We start from the raw sequence: 18733 nt of genomic DNA, 5'->3' as shown, positions 1-18733 counted from the left end.
GGCGCAGGCCGAAGGCCCCGCAGGCACCAGGTACCCCCGACGACCTCGCCGAGGAGCAGACCATGGCCACGACCGGCAGAGTGATCAGCCGAGGCCTGACTCTGGGCGATCAGGCGCTCGAACGGACGGGCGAGCTGTTCGCCACGCTGCTGGAAGGACTGCGCCGCAGCTGGGACGTCCGGCAGTGGTGGCGCGAGTTCGTCGAGCAGTGCTGGTTCATCGCCAAGGTCACCGCCTGGCCGGTGTTCCTCGTCGCGCTCCCGCTCGGCGCGACCATCGCCCTGCACGTCGGCGACATCTCCCGGCAGATCGGCGCGCAGTCCGCGACCGGTTCCGCGGTCGTCTTCGGGCTGGTGCGCGAGGTCGCCCCGCTGGCCTCGGCGCTGCTCATCTCCGGCGCGGCCGGCTCGGCGATGGCCGCGGACATGGGCGCCCGGCGCATCCGCGAGGAACTGGACGCGCTGGAGGTCATGGGCATCAACCCGGTGCACCGGCTGGTCACCCCCCGGTTGTGGGCGGGGGCGCTCGTCGGCGTCCTGCTGGTCTCCCTGATCATCCTGGCCGGGGTCGCGGGCGGCTTCTACTTCAACGTCATCCGGCAGGGCGTGAGCCCGGGCGCCTACTTCGACGGCGCCACGCTGCTGCTCCAGCCGACCGACCTGCTCGTCACCCTGTTCAAGGCCGGGCTGTTCGGCATGATCGCCGCGATCGTCGCCTGCTACATCGGCATGACCTGCGAGCGGGGCCCGACGGGCGTCGGCCGCGCGGTCAACGTCTCGGTCGTCGTGGCGACACTGCTGATCTTCACCGCCAACTACGTCATCACCACGCTGTATCTGGTGCTCGTCCCCCCGAGGATCTGAATGGTCGCCATCCATCCCCTGCGCGTGTTCGCGGGGAGGGTCTCCAGGCCTTCCCTCAAGCTACGCTTCCCGATCTTCGTCGGGCGCGTCCTCACCTTCCTCCTGCTGGACCTGGTGCTGCGGCGCAAGTACTTCCCGCAGATCCTGCGGCAGGTCAGCGACCTGTCCATCGGCGTCGGCGCGGTTGTCGTCGGCAGCGGCATGGTCTTCGTCATGCTGTTCATGTCCATGGCCACCGGCGCGCAGGTCGGCCTCCAGGGCTTCCCCGGCCTGCAGCGCCTGGGCGTGGAGTCCTTCACCGGGCTGGTCGTCAGCTTCTCCAGCGTGCGCGAGGTGTCCCCGGTCATCGCCGCGATCGCGCTCGTCGCGCAGGTCGGCTCGGCGTTCACCGCCGAGATCGGGGCCATGCGCATCTCCGAGGAGATCGACGCCCTGGACGTCATGGGGATCAACTCCCTGAGCCATCTGGTGTGCACCCGGATCGCGGCCGTGCTCATCACACTGATCCCGCTCTACCTCATCGCCCTGTACGGGACGTTCTTCGCGGCCGAGTTCATCACCACCTGGTTCTTCGGCCTGTCCGAGGGCGTCTACGACTACTACTTCCACCTGTTCCTGCCGACCCGCGACATCCTCTACAGCGTCATCAAGATCGCTGTGTTCGCCGTCATCGTGATGCTCATCCACGGATACCGCGGCTACTTCGCCACCGGAGGTCCGGTCGGCGTGGGCCTGGCGACCGGCCGTGCCATCCGCGAGTCGATGGTCGCGATCGTGATGGTGAACCTCGCGCTGTCCTTCGTCTTCTGGGGCCAGGGCGGAACGATGAGGTTGACCGGATGAACCAGGACCATCTCTCCCGCCCGACCCGGGCGCTCTTCGCCGCGGTGGGCATCGCGCTGATGAGCGGCGCCGTGCTGGCCGCAGGTCTCGCGGCGGTTCCCGGACACGAGGGCTCCCACCGGCTGAAGGCCGCTTTCGACCAGGCCGGCCAGGGCCTGGACACCCATTCCGAGGTCAAGATCCGCGGAGTCGAGGTCGGCCGGGTGACCTCGGTCGACCTGGCCCCGGACGGCCGCGCCGTCGTGGGGCTGCGCATCGACGACGGGGTCAGGATCCCGGTGAGCGCGGAGGCGACCGTGGAGGCGGTCTCCGTCTTCGGCCCCAAGGACGTCGTCATCGAACCCGGCGAAGGCGAGGGAATCGGCCCCTTCCTGGACGACGGCATGTCCATCGCCAGGACCGTCGAGCCGATCGACCCGGCCGACACCGCCCGCCCCGCCTACGAACTGGCGAACGCCTTCGACCCGGCCGAGTTCGGCGCCCTGCTCGACACGTTCTCCCAGGCCGTGTCCGGCAGGGGCGAGCAGCTCGGCCGCACGGTGGACAACTCGGCCGAGGTCCTGGACGTCATGGCCGGGAGCACCGACGTCACGCGCGGTCTCCTCCAAGACGCCGGAGACCTCGCCGAGACCTTCGGCGACCGGGGAGAGAGCCTCGCCTCGACCGCGGCGGACGCCGATGCGCTGCTGGCGACCGCGGGCACCCGCCCCGAGCGCTACACCGCCCTGCTCGACCAGGCGATCGAGGCGAGCGACGAGGTCACCGCCTTCCTTCGTGACAACCGGGAGAACACCCGCCATGTCGTGGACGCCGGAACCCGTGCGGCGGCCGTCCTGAACGCCCAGCTGAAGAACCTGCCGGTGCTCGTCGACGGGCTGGCCGACTTCTTCGGCCTGGTCGGCGGGATCATGCGCGAGAAGGCGCCCCACGACACCCTGATGGGTTCGGCCGACATCGTGCTGCCCACGGACGTCTGCCAGATCGTCCTCGACCTCTGCCCCGCCCGGGGAGGCCGGCGATGACCCTTCCCACGCAGGCGATGTCCAGGTTCGGGCTGTTCTTCCTGGTCACCGGCACGCTCACCCTCTATATCGCGGCCCAGATCCTCCAGATCGACTTCGGGGACCGATACCGGATCACGGGAGTCTTCGACGACGTCACCGGTCTGCTCGAAGGCGACCAGGTGAAGATCGCCGGAGCTCCGGTCGGCAGGGTCGACGGCATCGGGGTCGAGGACGGCCGCGCGGTGGTCACACTGCGGATCGACGACGGCATCAGGGTCCCCGAGGACTCGGAGATCTCCATCCGCTGGCGCAACGCGATCGGCCAGCGCATGGTCTACCTCGAGCCGGGCGACAGCCGGAAGATGCTCGCCGACGGGGCCCGAGTCACCCGCACCCGCTCGGTGGTCGACCTCAGCACCGTGGTGAACGGCCTCGGACCGCTCACCCGCAGCCTCGACCCCGCCCAGATCAACAGGCTGCTCACCGCCTTCTCCCAGGCCATCGACGGCAACCAGGGCAACATCGCGCGGATCGCCGACGACCTGGACACGCTGCTGGCGGCCTTCGCCTCCCGTCAGGGGACCATCGGGCAGATGGTGAAGGACTACCGCACCGTCTTCGAGGCCCTCGGCCGCCGCGACCGGCAGATCGCGCAGGTCGTCGACGACCTGGCGACCCTCACGCAGGCGTTCGCCGACTCGCGCGGGGTGCTCGACGAGGCCCTCGTCGAGGTCTCGCGGACCGCCCGCGACCTCGACGTGGTGCTGGGCGGCGACGAGAGACGCGTCGGACGGCTGATCGACAACGCGGCGGAACTGGCCGAGACGGCCCGCCTCAACGTGGACTCGCTGACCAAGGTGCTCGACGGACTTCCCCCCGCGCTGCGCGCCCTCTTCAGCGCCACCGACGAAGGCGATTACATCCGGCTGACCGCGCCCTGCATCAAGTTCGACGACGGCCCATGCCCGTACGACCCCGTCCTGCCACCGGCACGGGACCTCCGCTCGATGATGCTGGGAGGCGAGTGATGCGGATCAGAGCACCATGGCCGCGAAAGGCCGGCCTGAGGTCCTTCCGCGACATGCACAAGAAGCGCCTCGCGCTCACCTCGCTCGGCGTGATCGGCCTGACGGTCCTGCTCGCCTTCGCCGCGGGCACCCTGCGGATCTTCGAACGCGGCTATCTCATGAGCGGATCCTTCGCCGACAGCGGCGGCGTCAAGCGCGGCGACGACGTACGGCTGGCCGGGGTCCCCGTCGGGCGGGTGACGAGCGTGGAGCCGGACTACGACCAAGGCGAGGTCGTCATCGCCTGGAAGGTCGACCACGGCGTGCGGCTGGGCCGCCGGACCCGCGCCGACATCCAGCTGACCACCCTCCTGGGCGGCCGCTACATCAAGCTCTCCGGCCCCGTCGCCTCGCCCTACCTGCACTCCCTGCCCGAAACGGAGCGGCACGTCCCCGCCGATCGCACGAGCGCGCCGTTCACCGTCACCGACGCGGTGTCGCAGTCCACGCGGATCGCCGAGAAGATCGACACGAAGTTGGTCGAGAAGCTGCTCGACCAGGCCGTGGAGATCGACTACCCCGACCGGAAGAAGATCCGGCGCATGCTCACCGACCTCGGCGCCCTCACCACGACCCTCAACGAGCACACTCCGGATTTCGTACGGCTGATGGAGGACGGCGAGAAGCTGACCGGCGCCCTGGCGGCCAAGGACCAGCAGCTCGTCCAGCTCCTGGAATCCAGTCGGCTCATCCTGCGGGAGCTGGTCGAACGGCGCGCCGAACTCTCCGCCGTACTCGGCGAGGGCAGCCAGACCGTCGGCACCCTGTCCCGGCTCATCGCCACCCGGCAGCAGAGCATCACCGGCCTGCTCGACGACCTGCACCTGGCCGGGACCACCCTGGGCGGTGGCATCGAGGACCTCAACACCGGCCTCGCACTACTCGCGCCGACCTTCCAGGGGCTGACCAGGGCGGGGAGATCCGGCCCCTGGATCGACGTCGGCCCGGTCGGGGCGGTCGTCCTCAATCCCGGCTTCATCGGAGGCGGCCCTTGAAACGCCTCTCCGGCCTCGTCGCCGTCCTGGGCCTGACGCTCTCCGGCTGCTCCGCGGCTCCCGACAACGTCACCAACCGGTTCGCCGACAGCTACCGGCTCACCGCCTACTTCGACCGGACCATCGCCTTCTACGAGGGATCTCCCGTCAAGGTGATGGGCCTGGACGTCGGCAGGGTCGAGGAGATCATCATCGTCGGCGCGCAGGTGAAGGTCGACTTCTCCGTCCGAGAGGACACCCCGCTTCCGGCCGACGTCCACGCGGGGATCGTCCCGCTCAACCTGGTCGGCGAGCGCAACCTCGTGCTCTTCCCGCCCTGGCGCAAAGGGGCTCCCAGGGCCCGCGACGGCGCGGTGATCCCCAGGGAGCGGACCGAACTGCCCGTCGAGGTGGACGACGCGCTGCAGGCGTTCACCGACCTCAACAACGCCTTCGACCCCGACGTGCTCAGCGCGGGAGTGTCCCGGGCCGCTGCGGCCTTCAAGGGCAACGGCGAGCAGTTCAACCAGGTGATCCAGCAGTCGGCGGAGATGACCCGCACCCTGGCCGGGCAGAGCGACCGGCTGCTGAAGGTCGCCGGTGACCTCAACACCCTCACCGGAGTCGTCAAAGACCGGGAGAAGACTCTCGACCGGCTGCTGAAGGATTTCGGAACCGTCAGCGACCTCTTGTCCGAGGAGCGCAGGAACATTCAGAAACTGGTCCGCGCGCTCGTCGACCTCATCAAGCGGGGCGACGTCCTCATCAAGGCCTACCGGGAACGGCTCCCCGGTGACCTGGCGAACTTCACCGAGATCGCGCTGACGCTGAAGGCCAACAGCAAGGCGGTCGCCGACCTGCTGGAAACCCTGCCGGAGATCGGCGGCGTACTCGTGGACGCCTGGGACGAGAAACACCACTCGCTGACGCTGCGGATCGGCACCGACGCGTTCATCCGGGCCTGGATGAAACCCATCTTCCAGCAGCTCGGCCTCAAAGAACCGGTGCCCTGCCTGCCGGAGCCGTTCGCGAACTGCCCCTGGCAGGAGGACTGATGCCCCGACGCGCCACGTTCCCGGCGTTCATGCTCTGCCTCGTGGTCCTGCTGGGCGGCTGTTCGATCCGCACGGCGGGCTCTCCCCGGGGGGAGGTGTCGCTGAAGGCGACCTTCGACGATGTGCAGACCCTCGTGGAGGGGCACGGCGTCCAGATGGCCGACGTCCGGATCGGGACGGTCACCGAGGTGAGGCTCGTCGGCTACCGGGCCGAGGTCACCATGTCCATCGCCGACGAGCACCGCATACCGGTCGGCACCACGGCAGAGGTCGCCAAGACCTCGCTGCTGGGCGAGAACTTCATCAGGCTGACCATTCCCGAAGGCGCCGACCTGTCCACCGGGCCTTTCATGCGCGACGGCGCGGCATTCACCTCCACGGGCGTCCAGCCCGATTTCGAACAGGTCGTGGACAAGGCCGGAGCGGTGATCGAAGCGCTCGCCGCCCATGATGTCAGCGGAGTCGTCGACGCCTACACCGAGGCGTTCGCCGACAAGGGCGCCGTGCTCAACAAGATGATCGAGCAGTCGGCCACCCTCGTCGACCTGTTCGCCGACCAGCGCACCGAGCTGACCCGGGCCATCGACGACTTCGCCCGCCTGGGCAGGTCGCTGGCCGAGAACAAGGACGGCTACGCCGACCTGCCCGCGCGGTTGGAGACCGCGAGCCGCGCCCTCGCGAAGGACCGGCAGAAGATCATCAGAAGTGTCGACCGGCTGGCCGGACTCGCCGAGGCCACCAACGACACCGTCCTGGGTGAGCGCACCGACGCCCTCCTGGAGATGCTCGAGCAGCTCGATCCGGTCCTGGCCTCGCTCGGCGGCAGCAGGAGCAGGATCACCAGGTTGATCGACCAGCTGCTGGCCTTCGAGCAGAAGTTCCCGCGCGCGGTCCACGACGGACAGCTGCTGATGTCCGCGACGCTGCGGGTCGTGATGCCGGTGGCCGACGGAGTCCCTCCCGTCCGGGCGGCGGTGCCGCCGGGGTGGAGGACCGGGCGGCCGCAGCGGGACGGAGACACGGAATGAACAACCGCGTCCTGGTCAACCTCCTCGTCTTCGCCGTGTTGACCGCCATCGTGAGCACCTGGGCCGTCTTCGCCCTGCTCAAGGTGCGCCTCACCGACCGGCCCTACCCGGTGACCGTGGAGTTCGCCGCCTCCCCCGGCCTTCGGGAGGGCTTCGACGTGGCCTACCTCGGAGTCAAGGTAGGGACCGTTCGGCAGGTGCGGCTGGGCGACCGCAAGGTCGTGGTCGAGCTGGAACTCGACCACGACAGCCGGGTGCCGGACACCGCCGGCGCCTCGGCACGGCGCAAGTCCGCCGTCGGCGAGCCCTTCGTGGAATTCGAACCGCAGCCAGGGGATCCCGGCGACGGCCCTTATCTGAAGGCCGGCGACGTGGTGCCGGTCGAAAGAACCGAAGAACCGCTGTCCTACTCCGACCTGTTCGGCAGCTCGATGGAACTGCTGAAGCTCCTCTCCCCCGACGACACCCGCTCCCTCGTCCATGAGCTGGCCGTCGGCTGGAACGGACGCGGAGAGTCCCTGGCCGCGCTGATCGACGGCGTCGACCAGCTCTCGTCCGCTTTCGCGGACAACGCCACCGAACTCGACGCCACCTACCGGCGGCTCGCCGACATCACCCGCGTCTTCGCCCGGCGGCGCGGCCAGGTGGGAGCGGGACTGGACGGTCTGGCCGCCACCACCGCGACGCTCAAGGACCTCCGCAAGGAGATCGCCGCCCTGCGCGACCAGGCGCCGGACGCACTCGCACGGATCAACGACCTCCTCGACGCGATGCCGCAGGCGGACTGCCTGTACTCCGCGATCGGCTCGACACTGCCCACGGTGTTCTCCGACGCCCGTGCCAGGGACCTCTCCAGAGCCCTTGCCGTCGCCCCCGACCTGACCGCGGTACTGCAGGACGTGAGCAGCGGTGCGGGCACCCCCGAGCCGTCGCTGCGCACCAACCTCGTGGTGACCCTGCTCGACCCCGCCCCGGCCCTCGAATACAAGGAGCCGTTGAAGCTCCCCGCCGTGCCCGAGATACCCGGCTGCGACGGAGGAACCCGCGAGACCGCGCCCGCCTCCGAGGCCGGAGCGCAGCCGCCGGGGAGCGTCCCGGCCGCGCCGCCGGCCGTACGGCCGGACTCCCGTGCCGCCGACACGGTCCGTCCCGCCGCGGAGCGATCGCCCTTCCGGCCCGAGAACTGGCTGGTCCACCTGCCGCCGATCCTCGCCCTCCTGGTCCTGGTGCGCGTGGCCGGAGGCGCCGTCTTCGTCCTGGCCCGGCGGGTCCGAGACCGAAGGCGCCCATGAAAGCCGACACCGACAAGGAGACGACCATGGCGAAGACCGAGCTCGCGGAAGGCACCGAGCCGATCGAAGCAGACCAGACCACCGAACCCGCCGAGTCCGCCGAGCCCGCCGAAGGCATCGAGGAGAACGGCGAGCAGAGGCGCGGACCGCGCCTCCCGCGGTTCGACCGCCGGATCGCCGGGTGGGCGCCGGTGCTCGCGCTCACCGCCCTGGCCGCCGTCGGCTGCTGGCAGTGGCGGGCCCACGCCGCGGCCGAGGACAGGCGGCAGGAGGTCGACTCCGCCGCCGCGGAGTTCGGCCGCCTCTTCCTCACCTACGACCACCGTGACGTGACCGCCTCCCGCAAGGCGGTGAGCCGGCTGATCACCGGCGACTTCGCCGACTCCTACAGGACCCAGTTCGACTCCGGGGTCGCCCCCACGATCACCCGGCTGGAGGCCGCCTCCACGGCCGAGGTCCGCGCGGTCTACCTCGGAGAGATCAACGGCGACCTGGCCTCGGCCGTCGTCGTGGTCGACAGCGAGATGCGCAGCAAAGTGGGAACGAAATGGACGACCGCCTCCCACCTCTCCCTGAAACTCATCGAGAAGGACGGGGCCTGGCTCGTCAGCGACCTCGCCTCGGCCGGCGCCCTGGAGGAGAAGATGGTCGATCCCGAAGGCAACCCCGTCTCCGCCGGGCGGCGGGACACCGCGGACGACGCCCCACGCTGAGGAAACGGACCTTTGAAGAAAAGCCCCCTACGCCACAAAGACAGACAAATAACCCGATAGTGCAGAGCCTTTGCCGGGTAGGGGGGCGTCATGATGAAACGCGTGGTGTGGCAGGGGCTGGTCGCCGGGGCGGCCGGGGGCATGGTGATGACGTTGGGAGAGAAGGCGGAGCAGCGGTTGACGGGACGACCGGACTCGTACGTTCCGGCGCGGGTGCTGGAGCGGCTGACCGGGATGGCCGAACAGTCCGGGGGCCGGTCCGAGGCGGCGAACTGGGCCATGCACCTGGGGCAGGGAGCCGTGCTGGGAGTGCTGCGTTCGGTGATGGCCCATGCCGGGTTGCGCGGCCCCTGGTCCTCGGCGAAGTTCACCGTGGTCCGGCTCACCAACGACCAGATACTGGAGAACGCCACCGGGGTGGGCGCACCGCCCGAATCATGGCCCCGCCGCGAACTGGCGGTGGATCTGCTGCACAAGGCGGTCTACGCCTTCACCACCGGTGTCGTGGCCGACGCCCTGGCCGCCCGTTCCGGGCCGGGTCCCGGGCAGCGGCACGCGGCCATGCGTCCGGGCCGGCACGCCGGTGTCGGGCCGCTGCCGCGCAGGAGGTCCGCCGAGAGCCGCGCACCGGGTTCGGCCTGGTCGTCCCCGGTTCCCCCGCGGTAACCCGGTGCCTTTGAAGTGCCTGCTTCCGCGGCTTTCCCGGCTCCCGCAGGCTTCTTCTGTCACCGAGCAGAAGCAGAGGAAGCAGGGAAGCCGAGGAGTTCCACCGTCAAGTCCTTCGCAGAGATCGAGATGGACCTGCGCAGCCGCATGTGGACGGTGCCGGGTCAGCCCGCCGCTCCGGCGTGAGCCGGACCGGGGTCGCCGGTCCGCACGGGAACGCGCTGCCGGGGGAAGACGAGGGCCGCGAGGATGCCCGGCAGCGTCAGCGCCGCGGACAGGAAGACGGCGGCGCGCAGCCCGTCGGCGGTGGCCGCGCGCAGCGTCTCACCGGCCAGGCCTTCCAGGCCCGAGCCCGCGACCCCGACGAGTACGGCCAGTCCCGCGCCCACTCCCAGCTGCATGGCGGTGTTGGCCATGCCGCCCGCGATGCCCTGCTCCTGCGAAGCCACTCCGGTGCCGGCGGCCGCGAACTGGGTGGGGTAGATGGTGCCCATGCCGAGGCCGTAGACCAGGATCCCGGCGAGCACGGTGAGGTACGAGCCGCCGGAGGTCATTCCCACGGCCAGCAGGGCGCTCCCGGCCGCTCCGAGCACCAGCGCCACGACCAGGGTGGCGCGGACGCCGACGCGGACCATCAGCCGTCCGGCGGCGAAGTTGGCCAGCGCGATCACCGCGGACAGGCTGAGGAACGCCAGCCCTGCGCGCAGCGCCGAATAGCCCAGCACATCCTGGAAGTACAGGGTGAGGAAGTAGACGACGTTCTGCATGGTGGCACCGAAGACGAAGATCACCATCAGGGCGGAGACGAGGTTGCGGTTGCGCAGCAGCCGCGGCGGCATCAGCGGGTCGCGGCTGCGCGCCTCGATGCCGAAGAAGGCGGCCAGCAGCACGAGCGCCGACGTGAGGGCGGCGATGGTCGTGGACGTCCAGCCCGCCTCGGGGATCTCGGCGATCGCGTACACCAGGAGCGTCGCGCCCGCCGTACCGGTCAGCACGCCGGGCAGGTCGTAGCTCCTGCCGCGCTCCACCGGCCCGTCCGCGTCCAGCAGCACGAACGCCGCCGCCGCGGCGGCGATCACCAGCGGCACGTTCACCAGGAAGACCGCCTCCCAGCCGAACCCGTGCGTCAGCACGCCGCCGAGCAGCGCGCCGAGGCTCAGCCCTCCCGCGCCGGCCATCGCCCACACGGACAGCGCCCGGACGCGTTCACGTCCTTCGGCGAACATGGTGTTGACCAGCGACAGGGTCGCCGGGAACGCCAGGGCGGCCCCCACGCCCTGGACCGCCCGCGCGGTGACCAGCGCGCCGGGCGTGGTCGCCAACCCGCCGAGCAGGGACGCGCCGCCGAACAGGACCATGCCCAGGACGAACATGCGGCGGCGTCCCAGCAGGTCGGCCGACCGCCCGCCGAGGAGCAGGAAGCCGCCGAAGAAGACGGCGTAGGCGCTGACGACCCATTGCGCCGAGTGGCCGGAGAACCCGACCTCCCGCACGATGTCGGGCAGCGCGACGTACACGATGGTGAAGTCGAGCGAGGTGATGAGGCAGGAGAAGGCCAGCAGGGCCAGACTCCAGCCTTTCGAGGTCACGGAGGTCATCGGAATCCCCTTCGGAGGTTCACAGGTCGTAGGGACGTGCGGTGCGGGCGTCGCGGAGGGCGCGGGCCCACCAGGCGAGCTGGTCGAGCAGGCCCTTGGCGGCCGCGTCGCAGCCCGCCGCGTCGACGGGCCGGCCCGCGTCGTCGAACTTCTCCCGGCAGGAGTGGAAGCTGACGGTGTCGCGGACGGTCACGGCGTGCAGTTCGGAGAAGACCAGCCGGAGCTGCTCGACCGCGCGCAGGCCGCCCGACATCCCCCCGTACGAGACGAAGCCGACGGGCTTGGCCCGCCATTCGTCCACGAACCAGTCGACGGCGGTCTTGAGGGGCGCCGGGAAGCTGTGGTTGTACTCGGGCGTGACGATCACGAACGCGTCGGCCGCCGCCAGGCGCGGGGCCAGGGCCCGCACCGGCCCCGGAACGTCGTCGCCCTCGTCGATGAGCGTGTCAGGCAGCCCCGCCGTGCCCAGGTCGATGACGTCGAGGGCCATGTCGGTGCGCTGCCCGGCCAGTCCGGCGAACCAGCGGGCGACTGTGGGGCCGAAGCGTCCTCTGCGGGTGCTGCCGATGAGCATCGCCGTCCGCAGCGGGCCGGTGCGGGGCGTCGCCGGTGTCATGGGTGCTCCTTCCATGTCGTCGGTGTACCGGCCCGACTCTGCTGCTCCGCGCTTACCGCCCGCTTTCCGATCGCTTTCCAGTGCCGATCAGCGGGTTTCGACCGGGTTATCGTGATCACATGCGATTCGGAGTGCTGGGTCCGCTGGAGGTGCGGACCGCCGACGGCACCCCGGTCACGATCCGGAGGCCGACGGTCCGGGCACTGCTGGCCGACCTGCTCGTTCAGGAGGGGCGGCCGCTGTCGGCGGACCGGCTGATCGACGACCTGTGGGGGGCCGGGCCGCCCCGCGACCCCGCGGGCGCGCTCCAGGTCAAGGTGTCCCAGCTGCGCCGGGCCCTGGAGGACGCCGAGCCCGGCGGCCGGGAACTGCTGGTGTTCCGGCCGCCGGGATACGCGCTGCGCGTCGGCCCCGACGCGCTCGACGCGGGCAGGTTCGCCGCGCTGCTGCAGCGGGCCGGGAGCACGGACGATCCCCGTACCAAGGCGGCGCTGCTGGCCGACGCGCTGGCGTTGTGGCGGGGCCCCGCGTACGCCGACTTCGCCGACGAGGAGTTCACCCGGACCGCGATCACGCGCCTGGAGGAGCAGCGGCTGACCGCGGTGGAGGACCTCGCCGAGGCGCGGCTCGCCCTCGGCGAGCACGGCCCGCTGGCCGGTGAGCTGGGCGACCTGGTGGTCCGCCACCCGCTGCGGGAGCGGCTGCGCGCCGCGCACATGCGCGCCCTCTACCGGTCCGGACGGCAGAGCGAGGCGTTGGAGAGCTTCGCCGGGCTGCGCGACCGGCTGCGCGAGGAGACGGGCCTGGACCCCGGTCCCGAACTGGTCGCCCTCTACGAGGCGATCCTCCACCAGGACCCCGCCCTGAGCCCGGCGCCCGGACGGTTCCGCACGAACCTGCCCGCCCAGCCCACCGAGCTGATCGGCAGGGCCGAGGCGCTCACCGAGGTGCGCGCGCTGCTCTCCTCCTCCCGGCTGGTCACGCTCACCGGACCGGGCGGTGTGGGCAAGACCCGCCTCGCCCTGGAAACGGCGGCACGGCTGCTCGACACCGTTCCCGACGGTGTGTGGCTCGTCGAACTGGCAGGGCTCGACCAGCCGGAAGCGGTGGTGGACGCGGTGGCCGCCGTGCTGGGGATTCGCGACGACGTCGCGCCCGCCCCCTCCCCCGCCGGGCCTGCCGACCGCATCACCCGCGCGCTGCGCGACAGGCGGATGCTGCTCGTGCTCGACAACTGCGAACATGTCATCGCGCCCGCCGCCGAACTGGTCCACCGGCTGCTGGCCGCCGCCCCCGAGCTGCGGATCCTGGCGACCAGCCGGGAGACGCTAGGGGTCGGCGGGGAGGCGGTCTGGGCGGTGCCGCCGCTGGAACCCCCGTACGCGGCGACGGAGACCGGTCCCGCGACCCTGCAGAGGTTCAGCGCCGTACGGCTGTTCACGGCGCGCGCGGCCGCCGCGGCGCCGGGCTTCGCCCTCACCGCGGACAACGCCCGCGCCGTCGCGTCGATCTGCCGCCGTCTGGACGGCATACCGCTGGCGCTGGAACTGGCGGCCAACCGGGTACGGGCGCTCGGCGCGCACGAGCTGGCGGCGCGGCTCGACGACCGCTTCCGCCTGCTGTCGGCGGGGCGGCGGGACGTCCCCCGGCGGCAGCGAACGCTGCGAGCCGTGATCGACTGGAGCTGGGAGCTGCTGACCGTTCCCGAGCGCACCGTACTGCGCCGCCTGGCCGTGCACGCCGACGGCTGCTCCCTGGAGGCCGCCGAGGCGGTCTGCGCCGGGGACGGCGTGCCCGGCGAGGACGTCGCGGACCTGCTGGCCCGCCTGGTCGACCGGTCCATGGTCGTCGTGGCCGGTGACGTGCACGGCTCCCGCTACCGGCTGCTGGAATCCGTGGCCGCTTACTGCGCCGAGCGGCTGCAGGAGGCGGGCGAGTCCGAACGCGTCCTGGCCCGGCGCGACCGCTACTACACCGAGCTCGCCGAACGGGCCGAACCGCTGCTGCGCGGCCCTGAGCAGCGGCGATGGCTGGAGCGCCTGGATCTGGAGCACGCCAACCTGCGCGCCGCCGTCGAGGGCTCGGTGCGGCGCGGCCGCCCGGACCTCGCGCTGCGGCTGGCCGACGCCATGGCGTGGTACTGGTTCCTGCGCGGCCGGCTCAGTGAGGGCCGCCGGCTGCTGGGCCTGGCGCTGGACGCCGGCGGTCCGGCCGATTCCGCGCCTCGGGCGGCGGTCGCAGCCTGGCGGACGGGCATGGAACTGCTGGGACGCCATGGCGTCGACCGAACGGACCGGGTCCTCGCCGCGCTCGAGCCGTACGAGCACCTCGACGATCCGCGCGGGCAGGCCAGAGCCGCGTGGTTCCTCGGCGAGATCCTGCTCGGCGGCGGTGCCTCGACGACGGGAGAAGAACTGGCGGGACGGGCTCTGGCGGACTTCCGTCGCCTCGAGGACCGCTGGGGCACGGCCGCCGCGCTGACCACCATGGCCCACTACGCCCTCCTGCGCGGGGACCTCTCCTCATGCGCCCGGCACGCCGGGCAGGGCGCGGCGCTCTTCGACGACCTCGGGGACCGCTGGGGGCGGCTGCGGGCCACCGACCTCCTCGCCAGGATGGCCGAGATCAGAGGTGACCACCGGGAGGCTTTCGACCTTCTCCAGCAGGGTCTGCGCATGGCCGAAGAGCTCGGATCGTGGATGCAGTCCTCCTACATGCTGTCCGGGCTCGGCAGGATCGCGCTGCTGGACGGTGACAACGCCGAGGCTCGGCGCCTCCACGAACAGGCGCTCCGCCGGGCCGCCGAACAGGGCTACCGGCCCGGCGAGGTGTTCGCGGAGATCGGGTTGGCGCTCGTCGCGCGACGCGAGGGCAGACTGGACGCCGCCGAGAAGCTGTTGCGCGACGTGCTCGACTGGCAGCGGCAGGTGGACTTCGAACCCGGCGTCGCGCTGGCCCTGGTCGAACTCGGTTTCGTCGCCGAGCAGCGCGGCGACGCGCAGGCGGCCCGCGACCTGCACCTCCAGGGCCTGGCCGCCGCGCGCCGCACCGCCGACCCCCGGGCCGTGGCCTTCGCGCTGGAAGGGATGGCCGGCGCCCGAGCGCTGGCGGGCGACCACGCGTACGCCGCCCGGCTGCTGGGCGCGGCGGCCGCGGCCAGGGAATCGGCTGGAGCGCTCCTGCCGCGCGCCGCCCGTCTCGACGTGGACCGCATCACCGCGGTGGTCCGCGCCGCCCTCGACGAGCAGGCCCTGGAGGCCGAACTCCACCGCGGCCGCACCACCGATACCGCCGAACTCCTCGACCTGTGAGCCGAGGGGCCTGCCGTATGGCCCGACGCCGTCCGCCCGGCCTCCTGCGGATCTTCACCGTGGCCGGACGGCTCAGCGGACCTCCTGGATGCGGATCATGTTGCCCGCGGGGTCGCGGAAGGCGCAGTCGCGGATGCCGTACGGCTGCTCGGTCGGCTCCTGGACGACCTCGGCGTCGCCGGCCTGCAGCTTCTCGAAGGTGGCGTCGAGATCGGCGGTGGCCAGGATGATGCTGGCGTAGGTGCCCTTGGCCATCATCTCGCCGATGGTGCGGCGCTCGTCGTCGGTGATGCCGGGATCGGCGGCCGGCGGATGCAGGACGATCGACGTGCCGGGGCGCCCGGCGGGGCCGACCGTGATCCAGCGCATCCCTTCGTATCCGACGTCGTTGCGGACCTCGAAACCGAGGGTGTCGCGGTAGAAGGCCAGAGAGGCGTCCGGGTCGTCATGCGGGAGAAAGGTCTGGTGAACCGTGATGTCCATGACGAGCACGTTATTCGCGGCCCGGTGCCCGGTGCTTCTCGATTCCTGATCGATCCCGATCCGGCTCACCGCGACCCGCCGACCGCATCAGCGGCAACCCCGGCTCTCAGCGGCTGGCGACCGGCGTGAGCGGGGCGGGCGGAGGCGGCGAAGCCCGGCGGCCCTGGGCCCCCGGCCTCATGTGCCGGGGTCGGGGTCGGCGGGGCGGTCGTAGGTGAGGAAGGCGGCGCCGCTGTCGAGCACGGTGTGCTCGGTGAGCTTCCAGGCGCGGGGGTCGAAGGCGGCCGTGCGGGAGAACAGCGGGATGCCCGTTCCGAGGGTCAGCGAGCCGACCTTGAGGATCAGCCGGTCGATCTCGCGGTACAGCGAGCCGGCCAGCTCGGCGCCGCCGAGCAGCCAGATGTCCTTGCCCTCCTGGCGCTTGAGCTCGCGCACCGTCCCCGCGGGGTCCGTCGCGACCAGCTCGACGGCGGGGGCGGGGCTTTCGGTGAGGGTCCGGGAGAAGACGAGGTGGCGAAGGTGCGGGAAGGCGTCGGCGATCCCGGCCTTCAGCCCGATCTCGTAGCTGCGGCGCCCCTCCAGGACGGTGTCGAAGCGGGTGCCTTCGGCGGTGACCGACAGGGCGGCGCGGGCGGGGGCGGGCAGCGTCTCGGGGTAGTGGTCCGCGATGTGCCGGATGTAGTCGGCGGGAAGGGGCCAGAAGCCGTCCGGGCCGGTGGGGTCGGCGCCGTCCGGACCGGCGATGAAACCGTCGAGGGTGGTGGCGATGTAGTACACGAGCTTGCGCAAGAAGGGCTCTCTTTCGTGGCGTTCCCGTCCTGGGGCCGGTCGGGGGCGATCGCGGGAGGGAGGGGGCTCAGACGGTGTCCGGAGCCGCCCATTCGACGAACTGGACGATCACCCCGTTGGGGTCGGTGACCTGGAACAGGCGCTCACCCCAGGGCTCCTCGCGCAGCGGCATGGTGATGCGGACTCCGGCGTCGTGCAGCCGCTTCTGCTGGTCCTCCAGGCCCGCGGCGAGCGTGAAGGCGAGGATCACACCGCCGGCGTGCCGGTCGCGCTGCTCGGGCGGCAGCACCTGGGTGCCGCGGGCGAGCAGGACGATGTCGACCGCGTCGGGGCGCGACAGGGACGCGAAGCCGTCGGCGGCCTGCTGAACGGTGTAGCCCAGGTGGGCGGTGAGGAACTCCTGGGACGCGGTGACGTCGTCGACGGTCAGCGAAACGGTGGAAGCGGCGAACTGCACGGGTCTCCTCAATGCGGCGGGGGGCGTCCCTCGCACTCGACGTATCTCCGTCGCAAACTTGCGACGGACGTAAACTTACACAGACCGCTAAATAGTGTCAACATAAATATGCTACGAGTGTAAGATTGCTCCCATGGACACCCAGACATCCGGCCCGGCCACCGGGCTGCGCGAGACGAAGAAGCAGGAGACCCGGCAGCTCATCTCCGACCACGCGACCCGGCTGTTCATCGCCCAGGGCTTCGAACGGACGACCATCGCCGAGATCGCGGTAGCCGCCCGCGTCGCCAAGAAGACCGTCACCAACTACTTCCCCCGCAAAGAGGACCTGGCCCTGGACCACCAGGACCAGTTCGCCGCCTCCCTGGCCGGCGCCGTCGCCGCCCGGTACCCGGGGGAATCGGCGCTGGCCGCGCTGCGCCGCGCCTTCGCCGACGCCGTCGCCGCCCAGGACCCGGTCGCCGGGTTCTCCGGCCGGGAGTTCGCCCGCATGATCGCCGACAGCCCCACCCTGAGCACGTGCCTGCGCGGCCTGCACGACCGGCGCGAACACCACCTCGCGCGGGCGCTCGCCGAGGCCACCGGCGCCCGGCCCGACGACATCACCGTCCAGACCGCCGCCGGACTGCTGGGCGCCGTCCACCGCGTGCTGTTCCAGCGCATCCAGACCCTCACCCTCGCCGGACGCCCCGACGACCTGATCGCCCGGTCCGTCGCCGCCGAAGCCACCTGCGCCTTCGACCTGCTGGAGCCCGCCCTGTCCGGCTACGCCACCGCCTGAGGGCAGCCCCTCCGCCCGCGGGAGAACGGTCGGCCGAGGAACGTCCGCACCGTAGGCGCGTCGGACCGGCTCAGCCCTGGTGGAGCACCGCCTCCAGAGGGACCGCCTCGATGCCGACGGCTTGGCCGACCGGGGCGTTGGTGAGGCGGCCGCCGTGGGTGTTCAGGCCCAGGGCGAGGCTGCGGTCCTCGTTCGAGGCCCGGCGCCAGCCCTTGTCGGCCAGCGCCACGACGTACGGCAGGGTGGCGTTGGTCAGCGCGTAGGTCGAGGTGTTCGGCACCGCCCCCGGCATGTTGGCCACGCAGTAGAAGGTCGAACCGTGCACCTGGTAGGTCGGGTCGGCGTGCGTGGTGGGGCGCGTGTCCTCGAAGCAGCCTCCCTGGTCGACGGCGATGTCGACGAGCACGGAGCCGGGCTTCATCTGGGAGACCAGCTCGTTGGTGACCAGTTTCGGGGCGGCGGCGCCGGGGATGAGGACCGCTCCGATGACCAGGTCGGCCTGGCGGACCTGCTCCTCGATCGCGAGGGTGGAGGAGGCCAGGCCGCGGACCCGGTTGTTGTAGCGCCAGAACGACATGCGCAGCTTGTCCAGGTCGGTGTCCAGCAGCGTGACGTCGGCGCCCATGCCGAGCGCGATGTTGGCGGCGTTCTGGCCCGCCACGCCCGCGCCGATCACGACGACCTTGGCGTTGGCCACCCCGCCGACGCCGCCGAGCAGCACTCCCCTGCCGCCCTGCGCCTTGAGCAGCGCATGCGCTCCCACCTGCGGCGCGAGGCATCCGGCGACCTCTGACATCGGGTAGAGCAGCGGCAGCCCGCCGGAGGGAAGCTGGACGGTCTCATAGGCGATGCCGGTGACCTTCGCGGCCAGCAGCCGCTCGGTCAGCGGCTTGTCGGCGGCCAGGTGCAGGTAGGTGAACAGCGTCAGGTCCTCGCGCAGGCGGTGGTACTCCTCCGCGACCGGTTCCTTGACCTTCAGCACCAGGTCCGCCGTGCCCCACACGTCGTCGGCGCCGTCCAGCAGGGTGGCACCGGCCGCGACGTACTGCTCGTCACCGATGGAGGAGCCGGCACCGGCGCCGCGCTCGAGGCAGACCTCGTGGCCGCGGGACGTGAGCTCCCGTACGCCGATCGGCGTGATCGCCACCCGGTACTCGTGGTTCTTGACTTCCTTCGGAACACCGATCTTCATG

At 71.3% G+C, this 18733-nt stretch carries 18 protein-coding genes; 12 read left to right on the top strand and 6 right to left on the bottom strand.

Annotated features, from left to right (window positions below):
* The first annotated feature begins 62 nt into the window (after nt 1–62).
* From C2865_RS23965 to C2865_RS23920, 10 genes are all read left to right on the top strand, one after another.
* Nucleotides 63–863, top strand: a complete 801-nt coding sequence (locus C2865_RS23965; RefSeq protein ID WP_106400813.1) for an MlaE family ABC transporter permease — start codon at nt 63–65, stop codon at nt 861–863.
* Entirely contained in the window at nt 864–1706 is an 843-nt protein-coding gene (locus C2865_RS23960) for an ABC transporter permease (RefSeq protein WP_106400812.1), read from the top strand. It begins immediately after the preceding gene.
* Nucleotides 1703–2728, top strand: a complete 1026-nt coding sequence (locus C2865_RS23955) for an MCE family protein (RefSeq protein ID WP_106400811.1) — start codon at nt 1703–1705, stop codon at nt 2726–2728. Before C2865_RS23960 ends, C2865_RS23955 begins: the two co-directional genes overlap by 4 nt.
* Nucleotides 2725–3738, top strand: a complete 1014-nt coding sequence (locus C2865_RS23950) for an MCE family protein (RefSeq protein WP_106400810.1) — start codon at nt 2725–2727, stop codon at nt 3736–3738. Before C2865_RS23955 ends, C2865_RS23950 begins: the two co-directional genes overlap by 4 nt.
* A 53-nt stretch (nt 3739–3791) precedes the next feature.
* Nucleotides 3792–4772, top strand: coding sequence for an MlaD family protein (locus C2865_RS23945; protein WP_157963900.1), 981 nt, complete (start codon nt 3792–3794; stop codon nt 4770–4772).
* A complete protein-coding gene (locus C2865_RS23940) occupies nt 4769–5806 on the top strand; it encodes an MCE family protein (protein WP_157963899.1) in 1038 nt (345 codons plus the stop codon). The genes C2865_RS23945 and C2865_RS23940 overlap by 4 nt, the downstream gene beginning before the upstream one ends.
* Nucleotides 5806–6834, top strand: a complete 1029-nt coding sequence (locus C2865_RS23935; protein ID WP_106400808.1) for an MlaD family protein — start codon at nt 5806–5808, stop codon at nt 6832–6834. Before C2865_RS23940 ends, C2865_RS23935 begins: the two co-directional genes overlap by 1 nt.
* The gene (locus C2865_RS23930; RefSeq protein ID WP_106400807.1) at nt 6831–8126 is read left to right on the top strand and encodes an MCE family protein; all 1296 of its coding nucleotides are present in this window, start codon (nt 6831–6833) and stop codon (nt 8124–8126) included. The genes C2865_RS23935 and C2865_RS23930 overlap by 4 nt, the downstream gene beginning before the upstream one ends.
* Before the next feature lie 26 nt (nt 8127–8152).
* Nucleotides 8153–8839: a hypothetical protein gene (locus C2865_RS23925; RefSeq protein ID WP_157963898.1), complete on the top strand. Its 687-nt coding sequence runs from the start codon at nt 8153–8155 to the stop codon at nt 8837–8839.
* Nucleotides 8840–8929: 90 nt separating this feature from the next.
* Complete coding sequence (locus C2865_RS23920; protein WP_106400805.1) at nt 8930–9505, top strand: hypothetical protein; 576 nt, start codon at nt 8930–8932, stop codon at nt 9503–9505.
* A 164-nt stretch (nt 9506–9669) separates the two neighbouring features.
* On the opposite strand, the gene C2865_RS23915 is transcribed toward C2865_RS23920, so the two are convergent.
* Together C2865_RS23915 and C2865_RS23910 are read right to left on the bottom strand one after the other, a co-directional pair.
* Nucleotides 9670–11103, bottom strand: coding sequence for an MFS transporter (locus tag C2865_RS23915; RefSeq protein WP_106400804.1), 1434 nt, complete (start codon nt 11101–11103; stop codon nt 9670–9672).
* Between the two features lie 19 nt (nt 11104–11122).
* Nucleotides 11123–11719: an NADPH-dependent FMN reductase gene (locus C2865_RS23910; protein ID WP_106400803.1), complete on the bottom strand. Its 597-nt coding sequence runs from the start codon at nt 11717–11719 to the stop codon at nt 11123–11125.
* A gap of 119 nt (nt 11720–11838) precedes the next feature.
* On the opposite strand from C2865_RS23910, the gene C2865_RS23905 reads away from it, so the two are divergent.
* Nucleotides 11839–15030 (top strand): AfsR/SARP family transcriptional regulator, encoded by a 3192-nt coding sequence (locus tag C2865_RS23905; RefSeq protein ID WP_106400802.1) that lies wholly within the window; start codon nt 11839–11841, stop codon nt 15028–15030.
* A gap of 72 nt (nt 15031–15102) precedes the next feature.
* On the opposite strand, the gene C2865_RS23900 is transcribed toward C2865_RS23905, so the two are convergent.
* From C2865_RS23900 to C2865_RS23890, 3 genes are all read right to left on the bottom strand, one after another.
* A complete protein-coding gene (locus C2865_RS23900) occupies nt 15103–15513 on the bottom strand; it encodes a VOC family protein (protein WP_106401292.1) in 411 nt (136 codons plus the stop codon).
* Nucleotides 15514–15690: 177 nt separating this feature from the next.
* On the bottom strand, nt 15691–16302 hold the full coding sequence (locus C2865_RS23895; RefSeq protein ID WP_106400801.1) for a dihydrofolate reductase family protein: 612 nt from the start codon (nt 16300–16302) through the stop codon (nt 15691–15693).
* 67 nt (nt 16303–16369) lie between these two features.
* The gene (locus tag C2865_RS23890; RefSeq protein ID WP_106400800.1) at nt 16370–16759 is read right to left on the bottom strand and encodes a VOC family protein; all 390 of its coding nucleotides are present in this window, start codon (nt 16757–16759) and stop codon (nt 16370–16372) included.
* Nucleotides 16760–16892: 133 nt separating this feature from the next.
* Here C2865_RS23890 and C2865_RS23885 point away from each other — a divergent pair, with 133 nt between their 5' ends.
* Entirely contained in the window at nt 16893–17540 is a 648-nt protein-coding gene (locus C2865_RS23885; RefSeq protein WP_106400799.1) for a TetR/AcrR family transcriptional regulator, read from the top strand.
* Nucleotides 17541–17610: 70 nt separating this feature from the next.
* On the opposite strand, the gene ald is transcribed toward C2865_RS23885, so the two are convergent.
* Nucleotides 17611–18732, bottom strand: a complete 1122-nt coding sequence (gene ald / locus C2865_RS23880) for an alanine dehydrogenase (RefSeq protein WP_106400798.1) — start codon at nt 18730–18732, stop codon at nt 17611–17613.
* Nucleotide 18733: the final 1 nt, after the last annotated feature.

Origin of the sequence: Actinocorallia populi (assembly GCF_002995495.1) — a bacterium.
Taxonomy (GTDB): Bacteria; Actinomycetota; Actinomycetes; order Streptosporangiales; family Streptosporangiaceae; genus Actinocorallia; species Actinocorallia populi.
This window is presented reverse-complemented; position numbering and strand designations above follow the sequence as displayed.

Coding starts and splice junctions, on each gene's coding strand:
- C2865_RS23965 (WP_106400813.1), top strand. CDS start 63: ATGGCCACGACCGGCAGAGTGATCAGCCGAGGCCTGACTCTGGGCGAT.
- C2865_RS23910 (WP_106400803.1), bottom strand. CDS start 11,719: ATGACACCGGCGACGCCCCGCACCGGCCCGCTGCGGACGGCGATGCTC.
- C2865_RS23905 (WP_106400802.1), top strand. CDS start 11,839: ATGCGATTCGGAGTGCTGGGTCCGCTGGAGGTGCGGACCGCCGACGGC.
- C2865_RS23900 (WP_106401292.1), bottom strand. CDS start 15,513: ATGGACATCACGGTTCACCAGACCTTTCTCCCGCATGACGACCCGGAC.
- C2865_RS23950 (WP_106400810.1), top strand. CDS start 2,725: ATGACCCTTCCCACGCAGGCGATGTCCAGGTTCGGGCTGTTCTTCCTG.
- C2865_RS23960 (WP_106400812.1), top strand. CDS start 864: ATGGTCGCCATCCATCCCCTGCGCGTGTTCGCGGGGAGGGTCTCCAGG.
- C2865_RS23955 (WP_106400811.1), top strand. CDS start 1,703: ATGAACCAGGACCATCTCTCCCGCCCGACCCGGGCGCTCTTCGCCGCG.
- ald (WP_106400798.1), bottom strand. CDS start 18,732: ATGAAGATCGGTGTTCCGAAGGAAGTCAAGAACCACGAGTACCGGGTG.
- C2865_RS23920 (WP_106400805.1), top strand. CDS start 8,930: ATGATGAAACGCGTGGTGTGGCAGGGGCTGGTCGCCGGGGCGGCCGGG.
- C2865_RS23945 (WP_157963900.1), top strand. CDS start 3,792: ATGCACAAGAAGCGCCTCGCGCTCACCTCGCTCGGCGTGATCGGCCTG.
- C2865_RS23930 (WP_106400807.1), top strand. CDS start 6,831: ATGAACAACCGCGTCCTGGTCAACCTCCTCGTCTTCGCCGTGTTGACC.
- C2865_RS23925 (WP_157963898.1), top strand. CDS start 8,153: ATGGCGAAGACCGAGCTCGCGGAAGGCACCGAGCCGATCGAAGCAGAC.
- C2865_RS23915 (WP_106400804.1), bottom strand. CDS start 11,103: ATGACCTCCGTGACCTCGAAAGGCTGGAGTCTGGCCCTGCTGGCCTTC.
- C2865_RS23935 (WP_106400808.1), top strand. CDS start 5,806: ATGCCCCGACGCGCCACGTTCCCGGCGTTCATGCTCTGCCTCGTGGTC.
- C2865_RS23885 (WP_106400799.1), top strand. CDS start 16,893: ATGGACACCCAGACATCCGGCCCGGCCACCGGGCTGCGCGAGACGAAG.